The sequence below is a fragment of the Microbacterium oryzae genome (genome assembly GCF_030406385.1).
Lineage (GTDB): Bacteria > Actinomycetota > Actinomycetes > Actinomycetales > Microbacteriaceae > Microbacterium > Microbacterium oryzae_A.
In genome coordinates this window covers 274,784-291,202 of sequence record NZ_JAUEPM010000003.1, presented here as the reverse complement: position 1 = coordinate 291,202, position 16,419 = coordinate 274,784, and the positions used below count along the sequence as shown (strand labels likewise).

At 70.9% G+C, this 16,419-nt stretch carries 14 protein-coding genes; 7 read left to right on the top strand and 7 right to left on the bottom strand.

Features of this window, described 5'->3' with window-relative positions:
- Position 1: 1 nt before the first annotated feature.
- Both ilvN and ilvC read left to right on the top strand, forming a co-directional pair.
- The gene (gene ilvN / locus QWJ90_RS07430; RefSeq protein ID WP_290107048.1) at positions 2 to 511 is read left to right on the top strand and encodes an acetolactate synthase small subunit; all 510 of its coding nucleotides are present in this window, start codon (positions 2 to 4) and stop codon (positions 509 to 511) included.
- Positions 512 to 575: 64 nt separating this feature from the next.
- A complete protein-coding gene (gene ilvC / locus QWJ90_RS07425; RefSeq protein WP_156241631.1) occupies positions 576 to 1,601 on the top strand; it encodes a ketol-acid reductoisomerase in 1,026 nt (341 codons plus the stop codon).
- 104 nt (positions 1,602 to 1,705) lie between these two features.
- Here ilvC and QWJ90_RS07420 read toward each other — a convergent pair whose 3' ends face one another.
- From QWJ90_RS07420 to QWJ90_RS07410, 3 genes are all read right to left on the bottom strand, one after another.
- Entirely contained in the window at positions 1,706 to 3,490 is a 1,785-nt protein-coding gene (locus tag QWJ90_RS07420; protein ID WP_290107047.1) for a pyruvate kinase, read from the bottom strand.
- Positions 3,491 to 3,578: 88 nt separating this feature from the next.
- On the bottom strand, positions 3,579 to 5,066 hold the full coding sequence (gene rmuC / locus QWJ90_RS07415; protein ID WP_290107046.1) for a DNA recombination protein RmuC: 1,488 nt from the start codon (positions 5,064 to 5,066) through the stop codon (positions 3,579 to 3,581).
- A gap of 52 nt (positions 5,067 to 5,118) precedes the next feature.
- Positions 5,119 to 6,360 (bottom strand): dicarboxylate/amino acid:cation symporter, encoded by a 1,242-nt coding sequence (locus tag QWJ90_RS07410; protein WP_290107045.1) that lies wholly within the window; start codon positions 6,358 to 6,360, stop codon positions 5,119 to 5,121.
- Between the two features lie 246 nt (positions 6,361 to 6,606).
- On the opposite strand from QWJ90_RS07410, the gene rpsA reads away from it, so the two are divergent.
- Entirely contained in the window at positions 6,607 to 8,055 is a 1,449-nt protein-coding gene (gene rpsA, locus QWJ90_RS07405) for a 30S ribosomal protein S1 (protein WP_290107044.1), read from the top strand.
- Positions 8,056 to 8,374: 319 nt separating this feature from the next.
- Here rpsA and QWJ90_RS07400 read toward each other — a convergent pair whose 3' ends face one another.
- Positions 8,375 to 8,737: a VOC family protein gene (locus tag QWJ90_RS07400; protein ID WP_290107043.1), complete on the bottom strand. Its 363-nt coding sequence runs from the start codon at positions 8,735 to 8,737 to the stop codon at positions 8,375 to 8,377.
- Positions 8,738 to 8,907: 170 nt separating this feature from the next.
- Here QWJ90_RS07400 and QWJ90_RS07395 point away from each other — a divergent pair, with 170 nt between their 5' ends.
- Positions 8,908 to 9,645, top strand: a complete 738-nt coding sequence (locus QWJ90_RS07395) for a hypothetical protein (RefSeq protein ID WP_290107042.1) — start codon at positions 8,908 to 8,910, stop codon at positions 9,643 to 9,645.
- A 96-nt stretch (positions 9,646 to 9,741) separates the two neighbouring features.
- Positions 9,742 to 10,257, top strand: a complete 516-nt coding sequence (locus QWJ90_RS07390; RefSeq protein ID WP_290107041.1) for a hypothetical protein — start codon at positions 9,742 to 9,744, stop codon at positions 10,255 to 10,257.
- 37 nt (positions 10,258 to 10,294) lie between these two features.
- Here QWJ90_RS07390 and QWJ90_RS07385 read toward each other — a convergent pair whose 3' ends face one another.
- From QWJ90_RS07385 to QWJ90_RS07375, 3 genes are read right to left on the bottom strand one after another with little or no spacing between them, the layout of a single operon-like run.
- Positions 10,295 to 10,990 carry an SDR family oxidoreductase gene (locus tag QWJ90_RS07385; protein ID WP_290107040.1) on the bottom strand — a complete coding sequence of 232 codons (696 nt, stop codon included), beginning with the start codon at positions 10,988 to 10,990 and terminating at the stop codon, positions 10,295 to 10,297.
- Positions 10,987 to 12,978 (bottom strand): FAD/NAD(P)-binding protein, encoded by a 1,992-nt coding sequence (locus QWJ90_RS07380; RefSeq protein ID WP_290107039.1) that lies wholly within the window; start codon positions 12,976 to 12,978, stop codon positions 10,987 to 10,989. Before QWJ90_RS07380 ends, QWJ90_RS07385 begins: the two co-directional genes overlap by 4 nt.
- Before the next feature lie 39 nt (positions 12,979 to 13,017).
- Positions 13,018 to 13,938: a LysR family transcriptional regulator gene (locus QWJ90_RS07375; protein WP_290107038.1), complete on the bottom strand. Its 921-nt coding sequence runs from the start codon at positions 13,936 to 13,938 to the stop codon at positions 13,018 to 13,020.
- Positions 13,939 to 14,088: 150 nt separating this feature from the next.
- On the opposite strand from QWJ90_RS07375, the gene QWJ90_RS07370 reads away from it, so the two are divergent.
- Together QWJ90_RS07370 and QWJ90_RS07365 are read left to right on the top strand one after the other, a co-directional pair.
- Positions 14,089 to 15,243: a tyramine oxidase subunit B gene (locus tag QWJ90_RS07370; protein ID WP_290107037.1), complete on the top strand. Its 1,155-nt coding sequence runs from the start codon at positions 14,089 to 14,091 to the stop codon at positions 15,241 to 15,243.
- Positions 15,243 to 16,418 (top strand): FAD-dependent oxidoreductase, encoded by a 1,176-nt coding sequence (locus QWJ90_RS07365; RefSeq protein ID WP_290107036.1) that lies wholly within the window; start codon positions 15,243 to 15,245, stop codon positions 16,416 to 16,418. Before QWJ90_RS07370 ends, QWJ90_RS07365 begins: the two co-directional genes overlap by 1 nt.
- Position 16,419: the final 1 nt, after the last annotated feature.

The following is a 16,419-nucleotide window of genomic DNA, read 5'->3' as shown; positions in this document are numbered from 1 at the left end:
CATGTCGTCTCACGTGCTGAGCCTGCTCGTCGAGGACCGTCCGGGTCTGCTGACGCGCGTCGCGGGCCTCTTCGCCCGACGCGGCTTCAACATCCACTCGCTCGCCGTCGGCGTGACCGAGATTCCCGGCCTGTCGCGGATCACGGTCGTCGTGGACGTCGACGAGCTGCCGCTCGAGCAGGTCACCAAGCAGCTGAACAAGCTCATCAACGTCGTGAAGATCGTCGAGCTCGACCCCGCGGCCTCCGTGCAGCGCGAGCACATGCTCGTCAAGGTGCGCGCCGACAACGCGTCGCGCTCGAACGTGATCGAGGTCGTGAACCTCTTCCGCGCGAGCGTGGTGGACTATGCGCCCGACGCGCTCGTGATCGAGATCACCGGCGATCAGGGCAAGGTCGACGCGTTCCTCAAGGCGATCGAGCCGTTCGGCATCAAGGAGCTCGCCCAGTCGGGCCTGCTCGCGCTGGGCCGCGGCGGCAAGTCGATCAGCGAGCGCGCGTTGCGCGGCTGACTCCCGAACCCCCGGCGGCGGAGACCCGCGGCCGAAGCAGAACCCCACCTAAGGAGAGAAACAAGTGACCGAGATCCTCTACGACGCAGACGCCGACCTGTCGATCATCCAGAACAAGAAGGTCGCGATCGTGGGCTACGGCTCGCAGGGCCACGCCCACGCGCAGAACCTCCGCGACTCGGGTGTCGAGGTCGTCATCGCGCTGAAGGAGGGGTCGAAGTCGACCCAGAAGGCGCAGGACGAGGGCTTCGAGGTCAAGAACGTCGCCGACGCCACCGCGTGGGCCGACCTCATCATGATCCTCGCGCCCGACCAGCACCAGCGCTCGATCTACTCCGAGTCGATCGCGCCGAACCTGTCGGCCGGCAAGACGCTCGCGTTCGCGCACGGCTTCAACATCCGCTTCGGCTACATCGACGCGCCGCAGGACGTCGACGTCATCCTCGTCGCGCCGAAGGCGCCCGGGCACACGGTGCGCCGTGAGTTCGCGGCCGGCCGCGGCATCCCCGACATCATCGCCGTCGAGCACGACGCGTCGGGTCAGGCCTGGGACGTCGCCCTCTCGTACGCGAAGGCCATCGGCGGCACCCGCGCCGGCGTCATCAAGACGACCTTCACCGAGGAGACCGAGACCGACCTCTTCGGCGAGCAGGCCGTCCTCTGCGGTGGCATGAGCCACCTTGTCCAGGCGGGCTTCGAGGTGCTGACCGAGGCCGGCTACCAGCCGCAGATCGCCTACTTCGAGGTGCTGCACGAGCTGAAGCTCATCGTCGACCTCATGTGGGAGGGCGGCATCGCCAAGCAGCGCTGGTCGATCTCCGACACCGCCGAGTTCGGTGACTACGTGTCCGGCCCCCGCGTCGTCGACGCGCAGGTCAAGGAGAACATGAAGGCCGTCCTGGCCGACATCCAGTCGGGCGCGTTCGCCAAGCGCTTCATCGACGACCAGGACGCGGGCGCCCCCGAGTTCCTCGGCCTGCGCGAGAAGGAGCAGCAGCACCCGATCGAGGTCACCGGCAAGGAGCTCCGCGCTCTGTTCGCCTGGAAGTCGCAGGACTCGGACTACGTCGAGGGCTCGGCCGCGCGCTGACCCGCTGACGCCGAAGACACGGCCGCCGCTCCCACGAGGAGCGGCGGCCGTTCCACTCTCGGGGCTGGCAGGGCGGGCGGAGCTCCACGTCGGCAACCGGAGCGTCACGCGGGCGGCGACCAGGAGCGCAGCCGGCGCAGCTGCGGGCTCTTCTTGTCGATGTGGTCGGCCATCCGTCGCAGGATGTCGTCGAGCGCGCGGATGGCGTCCTCGATCCGCGGGCCCTTGTTCAGCATCACGCACTCGGCGCGGCCGGCGGTGGCGGCGTCGGTGATCTCCGCCCGTGTGGGGACGCCGCTCTTGGCGAGGTCGTCGAGGACCTGCGTCGCCCAGATCACCGGGATTCGCGCGGACTCGCAGATCCACAGCAGTTCCTCCTGGACCTCGGCGAGGCGCGCGAAGCCCGCCTCCACCGCGAGATCGCCGCGGGCGATCATGACGCCCACGCGCGGCCGTCGCATGAGCTCGAGGATGATCTCGGGGAGCGCGCGGAATCCCTGCGTGGTCTCGAGCTTGACGACCACGCCGAGCTCGTCGGCGCCGCGCGCGTCGAGCTCGGCGAGCAGGCGGCGGATGTCGCCGGCCGAGCGTGCGAAGGAGAGCTCGACGACGTCGGCGATGTCGACCACGGTGTCGAGCGCGGCGACGTCCTCCTCGGTCAGCGCGGCGATCGGGAGGTCGGTGTCGGGCAGATTGATGCCCTTCTCGGCCTTGAGCTTGGTGCCGCCCGCGCGCGCACGCGTGATCTCGATCGACGCCTCGCCGTCGCCCACGCCGCGGACTGTGCCCTCGATCTTGCCGTCGTCGAACGCAACGCGGTGACCGACCGCGATCGCCTCGAATGCCTCCGGAAGAGTGCAGCCGATGCGATGCGACCCGTCCTCGGAGGAGGCGGGGTCGAGCGAGGCCGTGAGAGTGACGGTGTCGCCGCGCTGGACCCGCAGTGCGCCGGGAACGGCCGGCAGCTCGCCGATGTGCACCTCGTCGTCCTCACAGCGCAGGGTCGCGCCCTGCTCCAGGTACGACGTGCGGTCTCCCTCGAGGACGACGCCATCGCCATCCGATCGGGCGACGGCCATACGACGCGAGCGGCCCCGCGCGTCGTGGAAGCGGACGACGTCGCCGGGGGAGCGGCGCGCGAGCCATTCAGGGTCGGACACGGGGATGCAGGGCACGGGGGCGCCCAGGTCGAGTTCTGCCGCCAGCGCGAACCGCGCCGGCTCCACCACTCCGCCGGCGGCATCGCGGGCGGGCTTGACCTTCACGACGTGCGGCCCGTCGCCCACCGGGCCCGTGCGGAGCTTCGGCCCCGCGAGGTCCATGGCCACTCGGACGCGGGTGCTCGCCGCCCGGACGTTCTCGGCCATGCTGCGCCAGGCCGACGGATCGTCGTGGGCGCAGTTGATGCGCGCGAGGTCCATGCCGGCTTCGACGAAACCAGCCGCGACGGACGCGTCATTCGCGCCCGCGCTGGGGAGCGTCACCATGATGCGCGTGCGCCGGTCGTCCGCATCGCCTCCCAGGAGCGCGGCGGCGTTGTCGCGGAGGTCGCCGCGGTCGTCGGGATCGATCTCCTGCTGACCGTCCTCGGCTCCGAGCGCCGCCTCCGTCACCCGCAGTACCGCGTCGAGATTGCGCAGGACGTCGCCCTCCATCCGACCGAGCGATGACAGCCCCAGCGCGCTCAAGCGCTCCTGGAGCGGCCGCAGGTCGTGCTCGCGAAGCGCGAGGTAGTGGAGGAGGTTCCGCGCGCCCTCGCGGTGGTCGGGGTGCACCCGGCCGATCCGCTCGACTGCCGCGTCCGCGGCCGATTCGGCGTCGTCGCGCAGGGCGCGGACCTCGTCGCGGACGGCCGCCAGCGCGTCGTGGAAGCCCCGATCGTCGCTCATGACATCACCCCACGCCCACGATAGATCCCGCATCGGCCGGGCGGTCGGACCAGGAGAGGGCTGGACAAGTGCGTGCGGGCGCGGTAGCTCAGAGGCGCTCCTCGCGCAGCTGCTCCAGGGCAGAGGAGAACGATGGGGATGAGCCTTCGTCCTCCGCATACAGGTCGGGCTTCTGCGGCGCGATGGCCAGGGCCTCGACCGGCGCGGTGTCGGTGAGCACCCCGTCGAGGCCCTGCAGGGCGCTGAACCTGCGCGCCTGGGTGACGACGTTGCGGTCGAGGGAGCCCGCGAACCTGTTGTACGCCTCGACGGTGGCGTTCAGCCGCTTGCCGAGCGTCGCGAGATGGGTGCCGAGGGTGCCGAGGCGCTTGTGGAGCTCCTTGCCGACGGCGAAGATCTGGTGCGCCTCCTGCGCCAGCTGGTCCTGCCGCCACGCATGGCCGACTGTCCGGAGCAGGGCGACGAGCGTGGCGGGCGTGGCGATCACGACGTTGCGCTCGAACGCGTACTCGTAGAGCGTCGCGTCCTGATCGAGCGCGGCGGCGAGGAACGGCTCGGCCGGGACGAACATGACGACGAAATCGGGGGAGCCGTCGACGACGTCCCAGTACTCCTTCGTGCCGAGGTCGTCGATGTGCTTCTTCAGATGACGTGCGTGCGCCTGCAGGCGCTGCGCGCGGACCGTGTCGTCGGTGGCCTCCATCGCCTCGAGATATCCGCTGAACGCGACCTTCGAGTCCACGACGACGTGCTTGTCGCCCGCGAGATGCACGACCATGTCGGGGCGCAGCGCGCCGTCGTCGGTGGCATGGTGGGCCTGCTCGACGAAGTCGACGTGGTTCAGCATGCCGGCCGTCTCCACCACGCGACGCAGCTGCAGCTCGCCCCAGCGCCCCCGCACCTGCGGCGCGCGAAGGGCGTTCACGAGGTTGCGCGTCTCGCTGCCGAGGGCCTCCGACGATCGGCGCATCTGCGTGACCTGCTCGGCGAGGGCGGCGTTGGCCTCCAGCCGCGCGCGCTCGGCGGTCGATACCTCGGTCTTCACGGTGTCGAGCGTCTCGCGGATCGGCTCGATGAGCTGCTGGACGGCGTCCTGTCGCTTCTGCAGCTCCGCCGCGCCCTCGCTCTGGCTGCGCTTCAGGCGCTCCTCCGCCTGCTCGAGGAACGCGCGCGTGTTCGCCTCCAGCGCCCGTCGGCTGAGGGCGTCGAACTCGTCCGCCAGCCGCTTCTGGTCGGTGCGGAGATCCTCCAGCCGCTCGGCCGCTCGCGCCCGCTCGGCGAGGACGTCCGCCTCCGCGTCGGTGCGCAGCTCGCGCACGCGCTGCTCGTGCTGACGCCGCTCATCGAGCAGACGCGCTTCCCCGGCACGCCGCTCGTCGGCCACCCGCGATGCGGTCTCCGCGCGCGCGGCCTCCACGTCGCCCTGGAGAGTCGCGATCTGCGTCCGTGCGGCCGCGAGTTCGGCGCGGTCCGACAGATCGGCGGAGGCGCCCCGCTGCCGCCCGATGAGAAACCCCAGGGCTCCGGCGAGGGCCGCGGCGATGACGACGACGATGACGAGCAGGGCGATGTCCATACCTGCATTGTGAGGGAGGGGTCGGACATCGCCCGATCGCGGTGCCGATGTGTCAGGGAGCGACGTGCTCGCGGTCCTCGGTCTCCTCGACGTCCTCGCCGATGCGGCCGCGCGTGAGCCGGTTGATCACGAGCGCGATCGCACCATCGCCGGTCACGTTCGTCGCGGTGCCGAAGCTGTCGAGCGCGATGTAGAGCGCGAACATGAGACCGACCTCGACCTCGCCGAAGCCGAGCATGCTCGTGAGCAGGCCGGCCGCGGCGGCGATGGCACCGCCCGGAACACCAGGTGCGGCGATCATCATGATGCCCAGCATGAGGATGAAGGGAGCGTACGAGGCGAACGAGACCGGGCCATCCGTCACGAGCAGGATGGCCATCGAGAAGCAGGTGATCTTCACCATCGACCCAGAGAGGTGGATGGTCGCGCACAGCGGCACGACGAATCCGGCGACGGCGTGAGTGACACGGTTGCGCTTGACGGACGCGAGGGTGACCGGGATCGTGGCCGCCGACGAGGACGTGCCGAGCGCGGTGACGTAGGCGTCGCGCATGTTCCACAGCGCGCGGAGCGGATTGACGCCGGCGATGGCCCCGGCGATCGTGTACTGGATCAGCAGCACGACGAGCGTGAGGCTGAACGACACGATCACCACGACGAGGAAGCGCCCGATGACGTCGTACGCCTCGCCGCTCTTCGACAGGTCCATGAAGATGCCGAAGATGTACAGCGGCAGTGCGGGGACGATGACCGAGCGGATGAGCATCTCGATGACGCCGCGGAACTCCACCGCCGCCTGCAGCAGCACCGAGCAGCGGATCCGCGTGAGGCCGATCCCGACCACGAACGCCAGGACGAGCGCCGTCATCACGTCGATCGCGGGCGGCAGCACGATCTCGGTCGGGGAGCCGGTGGGCGAGGCGGTGAGGGAGAAGTAGGGCGCCAGCCCCGAGCCGCCCTCCTCGAGCGACGCGAGCCCGGCGCCGCTCATCACCGGCGTGAAGATCCAGCGGCTCACCAGGTAGGCAAGGAGCCCCGCCAGGATCGTCGACGCGTATGCGATGCCCGCGGTGATGCCCAGCCAGCGGCCCGCCCCCCGCCCGAGCTCGGCGATCGCCGGCGTGACGAGGCCGACGATGATGAGCGGCACCGAGAAGCCCAGCAGCCCGGAGAACAGCGAGTTGTAGGTGAGGAAGGCGTTGCCGAGCCAGACCGGCATCACCGGCCCGGTGAGCAGACCCAGCACGATGGCGATGAGGATCCAGGCGAGGAGGGGGAGGCGGAGGATGCGCATGGTGGAGTCATCGTAGTGCGATGCGCACGGGATGTGCGGGTCTCATCCGGCGTCACCCGGCCGGGTCTGATAACCTTGGCCTTCGCGCGCGTGCGTGCTCTTGGCGTGCCGCCAGGACTGCCGTAGCGTGGATGCAAGACAATCCGATCCACTGCCTCGGCTCATCCCGTGGCGCCCGTGTCCGTCTGTGGACGCGCGGCTCCCGAGTGCGAGGCCCGAACATCCCCAACAAGGACAACCCACTACATGACTAACGCAACGACCGCCCCGGCCACCAAGCAGGTCGCGATCAACGACATCGGCTCTGCTGAGGACTTCCTGGCCGCGGTCGAGAAGACGCTCAAGTTCTTCAACGACGGCGACATCATCGACGGCACGATCGTCAAGATCGACCGCGACGAGGTCCTCCTCGATGTCGGCTACAAGACCGAGGGCGTCATCCCCTCGCGCGAGCTTTCCATCAAGCACGACGTCGACCCCAACGAGGTCGTCACCGTCGGCGACCACGTCGAGGCCCTCGTTCTCCAGAAGGAGGACAAGGAAGGCCGTCTCATCCTGTCGAAGAAGCGCGCGCAGTACGAGCGTGCGTGGGGCGACGTGGAGAAGATCAAGGAGAACGACGGCGTCGTCACCGGCACGGTCATCGAGGTCGTCAAGGGCGGTCTCATCGTCGACATCGGGCTCCGCGGCTTCCTCCCCGCGTCGCTGATCGAGCTGCGCCGGGTCCGCGACCTGACGCCGTACCTCGGCCAGGAGATCGAGGCGAAGATCCTCGAGCTCGACAAGAACCGCAACAACGTGGTGCTGTCGCGTCGCGCGCTCCTCGAGGAGACGCAGTCGGCCACCCGCACGCAGTTCCTCAACAACCTGCACAAGGGCCAGGTCCGCAAGGGCGTCGTGTCCTCGATCGTCAACTTCGGCGCGTTCGTCGACCTGGGCGGCGTGGACGGCCTCGTGCACGTCTCCGAGCTGTCCTGGAAGCACATCGAGCACGCCTCCGAGGTCGTCGAGGTGGGCCAGGAGGTCACCGTCGAGATCCTCGAGGTCGACCTGGACCGCGAGCGCGTCTCGCTGTCGCTCAAGGCAACGCAGGAAGACCCGTGGCAGGTGTTCGCCCGCACGCACGCGATCGGCCAGATCACGCCGGGCAAGGTCACCAAGCTCGTTCCGTTCGGTGCGTTCGTTCGCGTCGCCGACGGCATCGAGGGCCTCGTCCACATCTCGGAGCTCTCGAACAAGCACGTCGAGCTCGCCGAGCAGGTCGTCTCCGTCGGCGAAGAGGTCTTCGTCCGCGTCATCGACATCGACCTCGACCGTCGTCGCATCTCGCTGTCGCTCAAGCAGGCCAACGACCTGGTCGACCCCAACGGCACCGAGTTCGACCCGGCGCTGTACGGCATGGCGACCGAGTACGACGAGAACGGCGAGTACAAGTACCCCGAGGGCTTCGACCCCGAGAGCGGTCAGTGGCTCGAGGGCTTCGACGAGGCTCGCGAGAAGTGGGAGCAGGACTACGCTGCCGCCCAGAGCCGCTGGGAGGCTCACAAGGCGCAGGTCGCCAAGGCCCTCGAGGCCGAGGCGGAGGCCGGCGAGGAGTTCGGCGCGCCGACCTTCTCCAGCGAGTCGGCCGGTGCCGGCACGCTCGCCGACGACGAGGCCCTCGCCGCGCTGCGCGAGAAGCTGTCGGGCCGCTGAGCTCACGCTGATCCGGCGGGTCTGACCCGCTGACATCGCACGACCAAGGGGTCGGCTCCTCCGGGAGCCGGCCCCTTCGTCGTGCCCGGCGCGCGGCAGGGGAGACCGCGGGCAGCGCGCCGAGACCGCGTCATCGCTCCGACACAGCGTCATCGCTCCAGGACTGCCCGTGGAACACGCCGTCTCGGAGCGGGAGCGCGGGCCGGCGGAGCGGGCGCGCGGTGTCGGAGCGGGCGCGCGGTGTCGGAGCGACCTCGCGGTCTCAGCGCGTCCGCGCGCCAGCGCGCCAGCGCGCCCGCGCGCCAGCGCGCCCCGGGCATCACATCCCGACGAGGCCCTCGAACAGGCCGATGTGGTTGCCGTCGGGGTCGCGGAACACCGCCCACCAGCTGGTCTCGGTGATCGGGCTCTTGTCCATCACCACTGTCGCTCCTGCCGCCTGCGCCTTCGCCAGCACCTCGTCGATCGAGTCGACCTCGACATACGACCGCGGCTGCGTGAAGTCCGCCGAGCGCGGGGCGAGCCCGCCTCCGGAGATCCGGTTCGGCGCCTGCCACATGGGATAGTCCTCGAAGCCCGGCGGCGCGGAGATCTGCCAGCCGAACAGATCGCCGTAGAAGGCGGCGGCGCGGTCGTAGTCGCTGACCGGGATGTCGATGTGCGTGATGTCGCCGTGCGGCATGGCGGCCCCTTCCGAGCGGATGGTCGTGGTGACGCGCTCACGGTACCGCCGGGTCTCGCAGGCGACAAGGGAGCTTCCGCGCGATGCACAGCGAACCCATCGCGGGCGGCCGCGCACCGCCGAGCGACCCGCGCTACTGTCGTCGCATCCGCCCCGACAGGAGGTCACCCATGGGATTCCTCGACCGCATCAAGCAGGCCGTCCGCGGCGACGGCAGAGCTGCCCAGACGGGCGGCGCCTACACGCGCGACCACGCCCATCCGCCGCAGACGACCGCGTTCGGGACGATCGACGCGCACGGGCAGCCAGCCGCACGTCCTTCCCGCACCGAGGACGACCGCACCGAGGATGACCGCACCGAGGACGACCGCACTGAGGACGACCACGCTGTCGAGCGGTACCGGTATCTGCTGCGGACGGCTCCTCCCGAGACCATCGAGCAGGTGCACGCCGAGGCCTTTGCGAAGCTGTCAGATGAGCAGCGCCAGCGCATCCTCGCCGAGCTCTCCGGCTCGCTGTCGCCGCAGGAGCGCCCGGCCTCTGCCGGTCCGGCCGCGATGGCTCGCGCCGCCACCCGCGCCGAGTACCAGCAGCCCGGCACGATGGAGCGCACGCTCGGCAGCCGGCAGGACCCGGGGCTCGGCACGGCGATCGGCGGCTCGCTCCTCGGCACCGTGGCGGGCTACGTCGTCGGCTCGGCGCTCGTGAGCTCCTTCATCGGGCCGTCGGTCGCCGCAGGCGGCGACCCGGGTGGCGCGGATGGCGGAGGTGGCGAGAGCGCGGACGCCGGCGGCTTCGGCGATGCCGGCTCCGCGACGGAGACGTCCGCGGGCACGGAGGCTCCGGGCGACGCGGGGTTCGGGGACTTCGGCGGCTTCGGCGGAGATATCGGCGGCTTCGACGTCTGATCGGCGCCCGCACCGCGCCCCTCCCGAGGGCGCGCACCGCGCCCCTCCCGAGGGCCCGCGGTGCGGCGCGCCCGCGGGACCTGTCACGATGGGGTCATGAGCATCCCCTCGAGAGCACACGCGCCCATCCGGATGGTGGTGTTCGATCACGACGAGAACGCCGCGAAGGCGCGGGAGGCGGTCCGGCCGCTGCAGGCGTCAGGGCGGCTGGATCTCGTCGAGTGCGCGGCGGTCGACGACTTCGTGGGCGCGCTCGCCGAGCCCGCCGAGCTCCTCATCGTGCTCACCCACGGAACCGCCGACGGCGAGTTCGCGAAGGGCGACGACTCGACGCTTCACGCGGCCGACCTCATCCCCGAGCTGCGCTGCCGCGCGCTGCTGTCTTTCGTGTGCGACCACGCGGGCGACCGGCTGTGGGACACGGACCGGAACCGCGGCGTGACGCGCCTCGTCAACGACGAGCTCGTCCACACCGCCGACATCCTGCGCATCCTCGATGTGCTCGCGACGAATGACATCGGCGCGAACCGCAGCGGCGTGCTGGGGCTGCTGCGCGCGACGAAGAAGCGCTTCCCGAAGATCAGCACCCGCTGGCGCATCGTCTCCGAGTGATCGCCGGCCGGGCGCTCCGCCTACGGGGGCCATCCGCTCACAGACGCGCGATCTCCTGCCGTGGCCGCAGCGCGATGTCGGTGATGTGCGCGTCGTCCGGGAGGTCGACGACGTACCGCACCGACGCCGCCACGGTCGACGGCTGGATGTACCGCTCGGCCGCGTAGTTCTCCGCGGGGATGCCGGCGCGCAGCATCGGCGTGTCGGTCTGCCCCGGCGCGATGGTCACGACGCGCATGCGGTGCTTCTCCTCGTCGAGGCGCAGCACGTCGGCGACCGCGCGCAGCGCGTGCTTCGAGGCGGTGTAGACGACGCTGCCCGGCACGGCCTTCGAGCCTGCGCCGGAGCCGATGAAGATGACAGTCGCGACGCTCTCGCGCAGCTGCGGCAGCAGCGCGCGAGTGAGGAGTGACGGCGCCACGACGTTCGTCGACAGCATCCGCGTCCAGTCGTCCTCGGTGGCGTCCTCCACGGAGATGTGGTCGCCGAGGGCCGCCGCGTGGACGAGGACGTCCACGCGATCGAGCTCCGCGGCCAGGGCCGCCAGGGCGTCGCGGTCGGTGACGTCGAGGCGGCGGGTCTCCGCGCCCGTCTCCTCCGCCAGTGCGGCGAGGGCGTCGGCGCGGCGGCCGAGTGCGATCACGCGGTGCGTGCGGACGAGGTCGCGGACGATCACGGCTCCCATGCCGCCGGTGGCTCCCGTGACGACGGCGGTCGGTCGGTTCTCTGTCATGAGGCGCTCCTGGTTCGGGCCGCGTCGACCGCGGCGATGAGGGATCGGGCCACGCGATCGGTCTCGCGCAGCATGGTGGGGTCGGTGCGCGGCATCGGGCTGATGATCGCGTCGTGCATGGTCTCATCGAGCGGGATGCCCGCGACGTGGAAGGCGGCATCGACCTCGCCGTCGGCGTGGACGATGCGCCCGGTCGCGGGCTCGACGTCGAAGCCGCCGGTGTCGACGTCGCCCTCGAGACGCGAGGGCGCGGCGAAGGGCCGCACGCGACCGGCCGCGGCGAGGGAGCGGACGAGCGGGTCCGCCGTCTGCGAGAGGTCGTGAGCGTGCATCCACGCGTCCACGAGCACGGTGGCCGACACGCCGGAGCCGGCCACGGGGGGCGACGACGCGTGGAAGGCGCCGTCGGCGATGTCGACGGCACCGGCGGGGCCGATGAAGCGGACGAGGCCGGCCGCCATGAGGGCGAGGAGCTGCCGGCTGCGGAATGCGGGCGGGCCGGAGCCGACCATGCCGCCGACGGTCATCAGCGTGCGGAAGCCGGAGGCGCGGGACTCGGCGTCGAAGCCGCCGAACGCGCCGATCCTGCTCACCATGCCGCGTGCCGACGCGATGGACCAGAGCGCGGCCTTGAGAGCGCTGTCGGCGCCGCGTGCGCCCTCGGCGAGGTCGTCGGCGACGAAGCGGGCGACCCAGGCATCGAATGCGGCGGGGGATGGCCATGTCTCGCCTTCTCCGGGGAAGATCGCCCCGGCGAGGTCGAGCCGGTCCGCCGGATCGGCGACGAACGGCACGACGGCGTCGGCGAGCGCGTCGATGCGGGCGCGCGTGGCGGCGCCGTCCGCAGCCAACGGGGCGGAGCGGATGGCCGCGAGCGCGGCGTCGAGCTCGACCGACCCCGGCTTCACGCGCGCGAGGGTGACGTGGTAGTCGGCGAAGGCGTCGCGGAGGATGAGCGGCCACACGCGGGCGTCGAAGTCGATGGGGCGGGGCACGACCGTCCAGTCGACGCCGCGGAGGTGGTGCATGGGGGCGCGCGGGGGCAGCGATCCGTACTGCGTCTTCGCCCGGAACGGCACGCCGCGGCGCGATGTCACGTGCAGCACCGGCTCCCGCCCCGAGGGAACGTAGCGCAGCCCGGCGGGCGCAGCGGGATCCGCCACGAAGGCGCCGCCGCGCTCGACGGTCAGCAGGGCCATCGCGTCGAAGAAGCCCATGCCGAGACCGCGGACGATGACCGTGGCGCGGTCGGGCACCGCGTCGAGCGTCTGGTCGGCAGGGGAGTCCGGCCGCACCCACACGAGATCCGGATGCCCGCCGACGGCGCCGAGGATGCGTCGCTCCTCCGCGGTGACGGCGCGCGCGAGCCACCCGGTCGCGGCGACCACCGCATCGGCGACGATCTCGGTGTCGCCGAGGTCGAGGACCTCCCGCTCGGCCACGCGTCGTGTCGAGCGCACGCGGCCGACGTGCTCGTGCACGACGACACCGGATGGCAGCGCGGTGCGGGCGTGCGCGAGGCACCACGCGATGTACTCGCCGTAGAGCGAGCGCGACGGGTGCGACTCCGGGCGCTGGTCGCGCAGCTCGCCGCGGTAGTCGTCGACGAGGCCCGCGCGCACGGACACACGGCGGAAGGCGGCGACGTGCGCGGCGGGGATGCGGGCGACGATCTCGGCCGCGTCGTGCAGCGCGGCGTCGCGTGCGAGCTGGCACCACTCGTACAGAGTGGGCCCGGGGCGCACGGGACCGGCGATGCTGGCGGCGTCGTCGGTGAAGAGCGTGACGGCATCGGCGAGGGTGTTCATGCACAGCTCGCGCGGCTGGTCGGTGCGCCAGATCCGCCCCGCGCCGACCTGGGTGTCGTCGACGAGATGGACGTCGAGCTGGGCGTCGGCGGGGAGGTTCGCGCCGAGCCGCTCGAGGAGCGAGACGCCGCGCGGGCCCGCGCCGACGATCGCGATGGCGGGTCGAGGAGAGGAGGGCATCCCCTCCATTCTCCCGCTCGCGGGAGCGAACCGCCGCAATCAGACCGCTCTCGCCGCGGCGAGAGCTCCCGCGGCCTCCCGCAGGCAGTCGACGAAGGTGGAGCGGGCGGGATGGTCGTCCCCGCCCGCCGGGTGCGCGGCGAGGAGCCTCGTGGTCGGCGATCCCGCGATGGGCACGACCGCGATCGACGGCGGCACGAGCTGGCGCACCGATTCCGGCAGGACGCTCAGCCCCACGCCCGCGGCGACGAAGCTGAGGGCGGTCTCCTGATGCACGACCTCCTCGGCGACCATCGGCGCGCGACCGGCCTCGGCCAGTGCGGCCGAGACGCGGTCGACGAACCCGGGCATGAGCGACCGCGGATAGGCGATCATGGGCGCCTCGACGATGTCGGCGGGCGCGAGCTCCGCGCGCGTCGCGAGCGGATGAGCCACGGGCACGCAGACGACGAGCCGCTCCTCGTAGACCACCTCGGTCACGAGCGCCGGGGCGTGAGCGTCGCCCGGGGGCAGCTCGTCGCGCACGATGCCGACATCGAGGGTGCCCGCGCGCAGTCTCTCGAGCTGCTCACCCGAGGTGAGCGGTGCGAGCGCGAGCTCGACATTCTCGCGGCGAGCGCGGAAGAGCTGCACGACGCCGGGCAGGACGGTGTAATTCGCGGAGCTCACGAACCCCGCGGAAAGGCGACCGACGAGCCCGTCGGCGTATTCGCGCATCTCCCGAGCCGCCGCATCGACGTCGGCGAGGATCTCCTTCGCGCGCATGCGCAGGTGGATTCCGGCGGGGGTGAGGCTGACGCGCCTGGTGCTCCGCTCGAAGAGCGGCGTGCCGATCTCCTCCTCCAGGCGCCCCACCTGCACGCTGAGCGGCGGCTGCGACATATGGAGGCGCTGGGCTGCCCGACCGAAGTGCAGCTCCTCCGCCACGGCGAGGAAATAGCGCAATTGACGGATCTCCATGGAGCGACGATAGGGCGGCGATATTACCGATGTGTTTCGGGAATATTGCGAGCATCGCGCTATGAATTCTGCCCGAAAAGGTATTTGACCTGAATTCCCGAAATGAGTTTCGCTGAGGGGAAGCACCACCCGACTTCCGAAGGAATACCCGTGAGCGCAGCACTCCCATCCGACACCCGTATCGACATGCTCTACCTCAGCGAGCCCGAGGTCATCGCCGCCGGCATGAAGGACATGGCGCGCTGCATGGAGGTGATGGAGGAGGTGCTCGTGCTCGTCGCCAAGGGCGACTACCGGATGGCCGGGAGCACGTGGAACTCGCACGGCGCGCAGATCAGCTTCCCGCAGTCCTCGCCGTTCCCCGGCATGCCGCTCGATGCGGCCGACCGCCGCTTCATGGCGATGCCGGCGTATCTCGGCGGGCGCTTCGACGCGGCCGGCGTCAAGTGGTATGGGTCGAACATCGACAACCGGGAGAAGGGGCTGCCCCGCTCGATCCACCTCATCGTGCTCAACGACAAGGAGACCGGCGCCCCCTTCGCGATCATGTCCGGCAACCTGGAGAGCGCGTACCGCACGGCGGCCGTCCCCGGCGCAGCGGCCAAGAAGCTCGCTCCGGTGGACGCGAAGACGCTCGGCATCATCGGTCCCGGCGCCATGAACAAGAGCGCACTGCACGCGATGACGACGGCGCGCCCCTCCCTCGACACCATCAAGATCAACGGGCGCCGCCGCTCGACGTCGGAGTCGTTCGCCGCGTACGTGAAGGAGCACTACCCGCAGTTCACGACGATCGAGATCGCCGACACCGTCGAGGCCGCCGTGCGCGACAGCGACATCGTCTCCGAGGCGGTCACCGGGCTCGTCGGATCGGAGAACTACCCGTACATCGACGGGGACTGGATCAAGCCCGGCGCGTTCCTGAGTCTGCCGGCCAACCTCAAGATGGACGAGGAGTACACCCTCTCGGGCAAGGCCCGCCTCATCGCGGACGCCAAGAAGATCTACGAGGCCTGGGCGGAGGAGTACCCCGCCCCGTCCCACGAGACGGCATTCGGCATGATCGGCCTGTACTGGCAGGACCTCATCGGCCTCGGAAAGCTCGACGAATCGCGGGTCGTGAACATCGGCGATGTGTTCGACGGCACCGCGGTCGGCCGTGAGTTCGACGAGCAGCCCGTCCTGTTCAGCGTCGGCGGGATGGGCGTGGAGGACGTCGCGTGGGCGAAGACCGTCTACGAGAACGCCGTCGAGATGGGGATCGGCACCAAGCTGAACCTCTGGAACGCGCCGGACCTCGCCTGATGACGGCGCAGACCGCAGCGAAGCACGTCGTCATCGGGGCCGGTCTGAGCGGCGCGGCCACCGCCTGGCGGCTGGCTCAGTCGGGCGCCGAGGTGCTCGTGCTGGAGCGGGATCTGCCGGCGTCGGCCGGGGGGAGCTCCCACGGTTCCGCGCGCATCTTCCGCTACGCGTACCCCGACCCGTTCTACACCGAGCTCGTCGTGCGCGCCCGGCCGGGCTGGGACGAGCTCGAGGCCGCGCTCGGTGCGACCCTCGTGATCCCGAGCGGATCGCTCGACTTCGGCGCCGTCCGCGATCCGCACCGGCTCGCTCGCGTGCTCGACGGCGCGGGCGTCGAGCACGAGGTGCTCGCGCGCTCCGCTGCGGAGGAGCGGTGGCCCGGCCTCGCCTTCGACGGGGATGTGCTGTGGCACCCGGGTGCCGGCGTCATCGACGCCGAGCGCTCGGTGGCGGCGATGCTCGATCTCGCGCGCGCATCGGGGGCCGAGGTGCGCACCGGGTGGGAGGTCGTGTCGGTGCGGGAGGCACCCACCGGGTACGCGATCGCCTCGGCGACCGGCGAGACCGTGCACGCCGACCAGGTGATCGTCGCGGCGGGCGGCTGGCTGCCCGCTCTCCTCGGCGGACTGGACCTGCCGGAGGGTTTCCTGCGAGCGCTTCCGGACTTCCAGGTCCGGCAGGAGAACGCGTTCCACTTCCCGTACCGAGACCCGTCCGACCACGGCGAGACGCCGCGTGGAGCCGCCACGAGCTGGCCGACGTTCATCTACAAGGGGGAGGACATCCAGACGTACGGGCTGCCGGGAGGGCGCGACGCGGGATACGGCGGCCAGAAGGTCGCCGAGTACAACGGCGGTCGCGTGATCCCCTCCGCTCGTGCCCAGGATGACCGGATCGATCCCGGCAACCGCGCGCGGGTGACGGACTTCGTCGGCCGATTCGCGCCCGGCCTCGTCCCGGAGCCCTACGCCGAGACGACGTGCCTGTTCACCAACGTCCCGCGCGAGGACATGATCATCGATCGAGCCGAGGGCATCACCGTCCTCTCGCCCTGCTCCGGGCAGGGCGCGAAGTTCGCGCCGCTCCTGGGCGAACTCGTGCTCGACCTCGTTTCGGGCAGCGGCGGGACGGGCGAACGGTTCCGCGCTGCCGGCCAGCGATTCGCGGGGGTGTGAC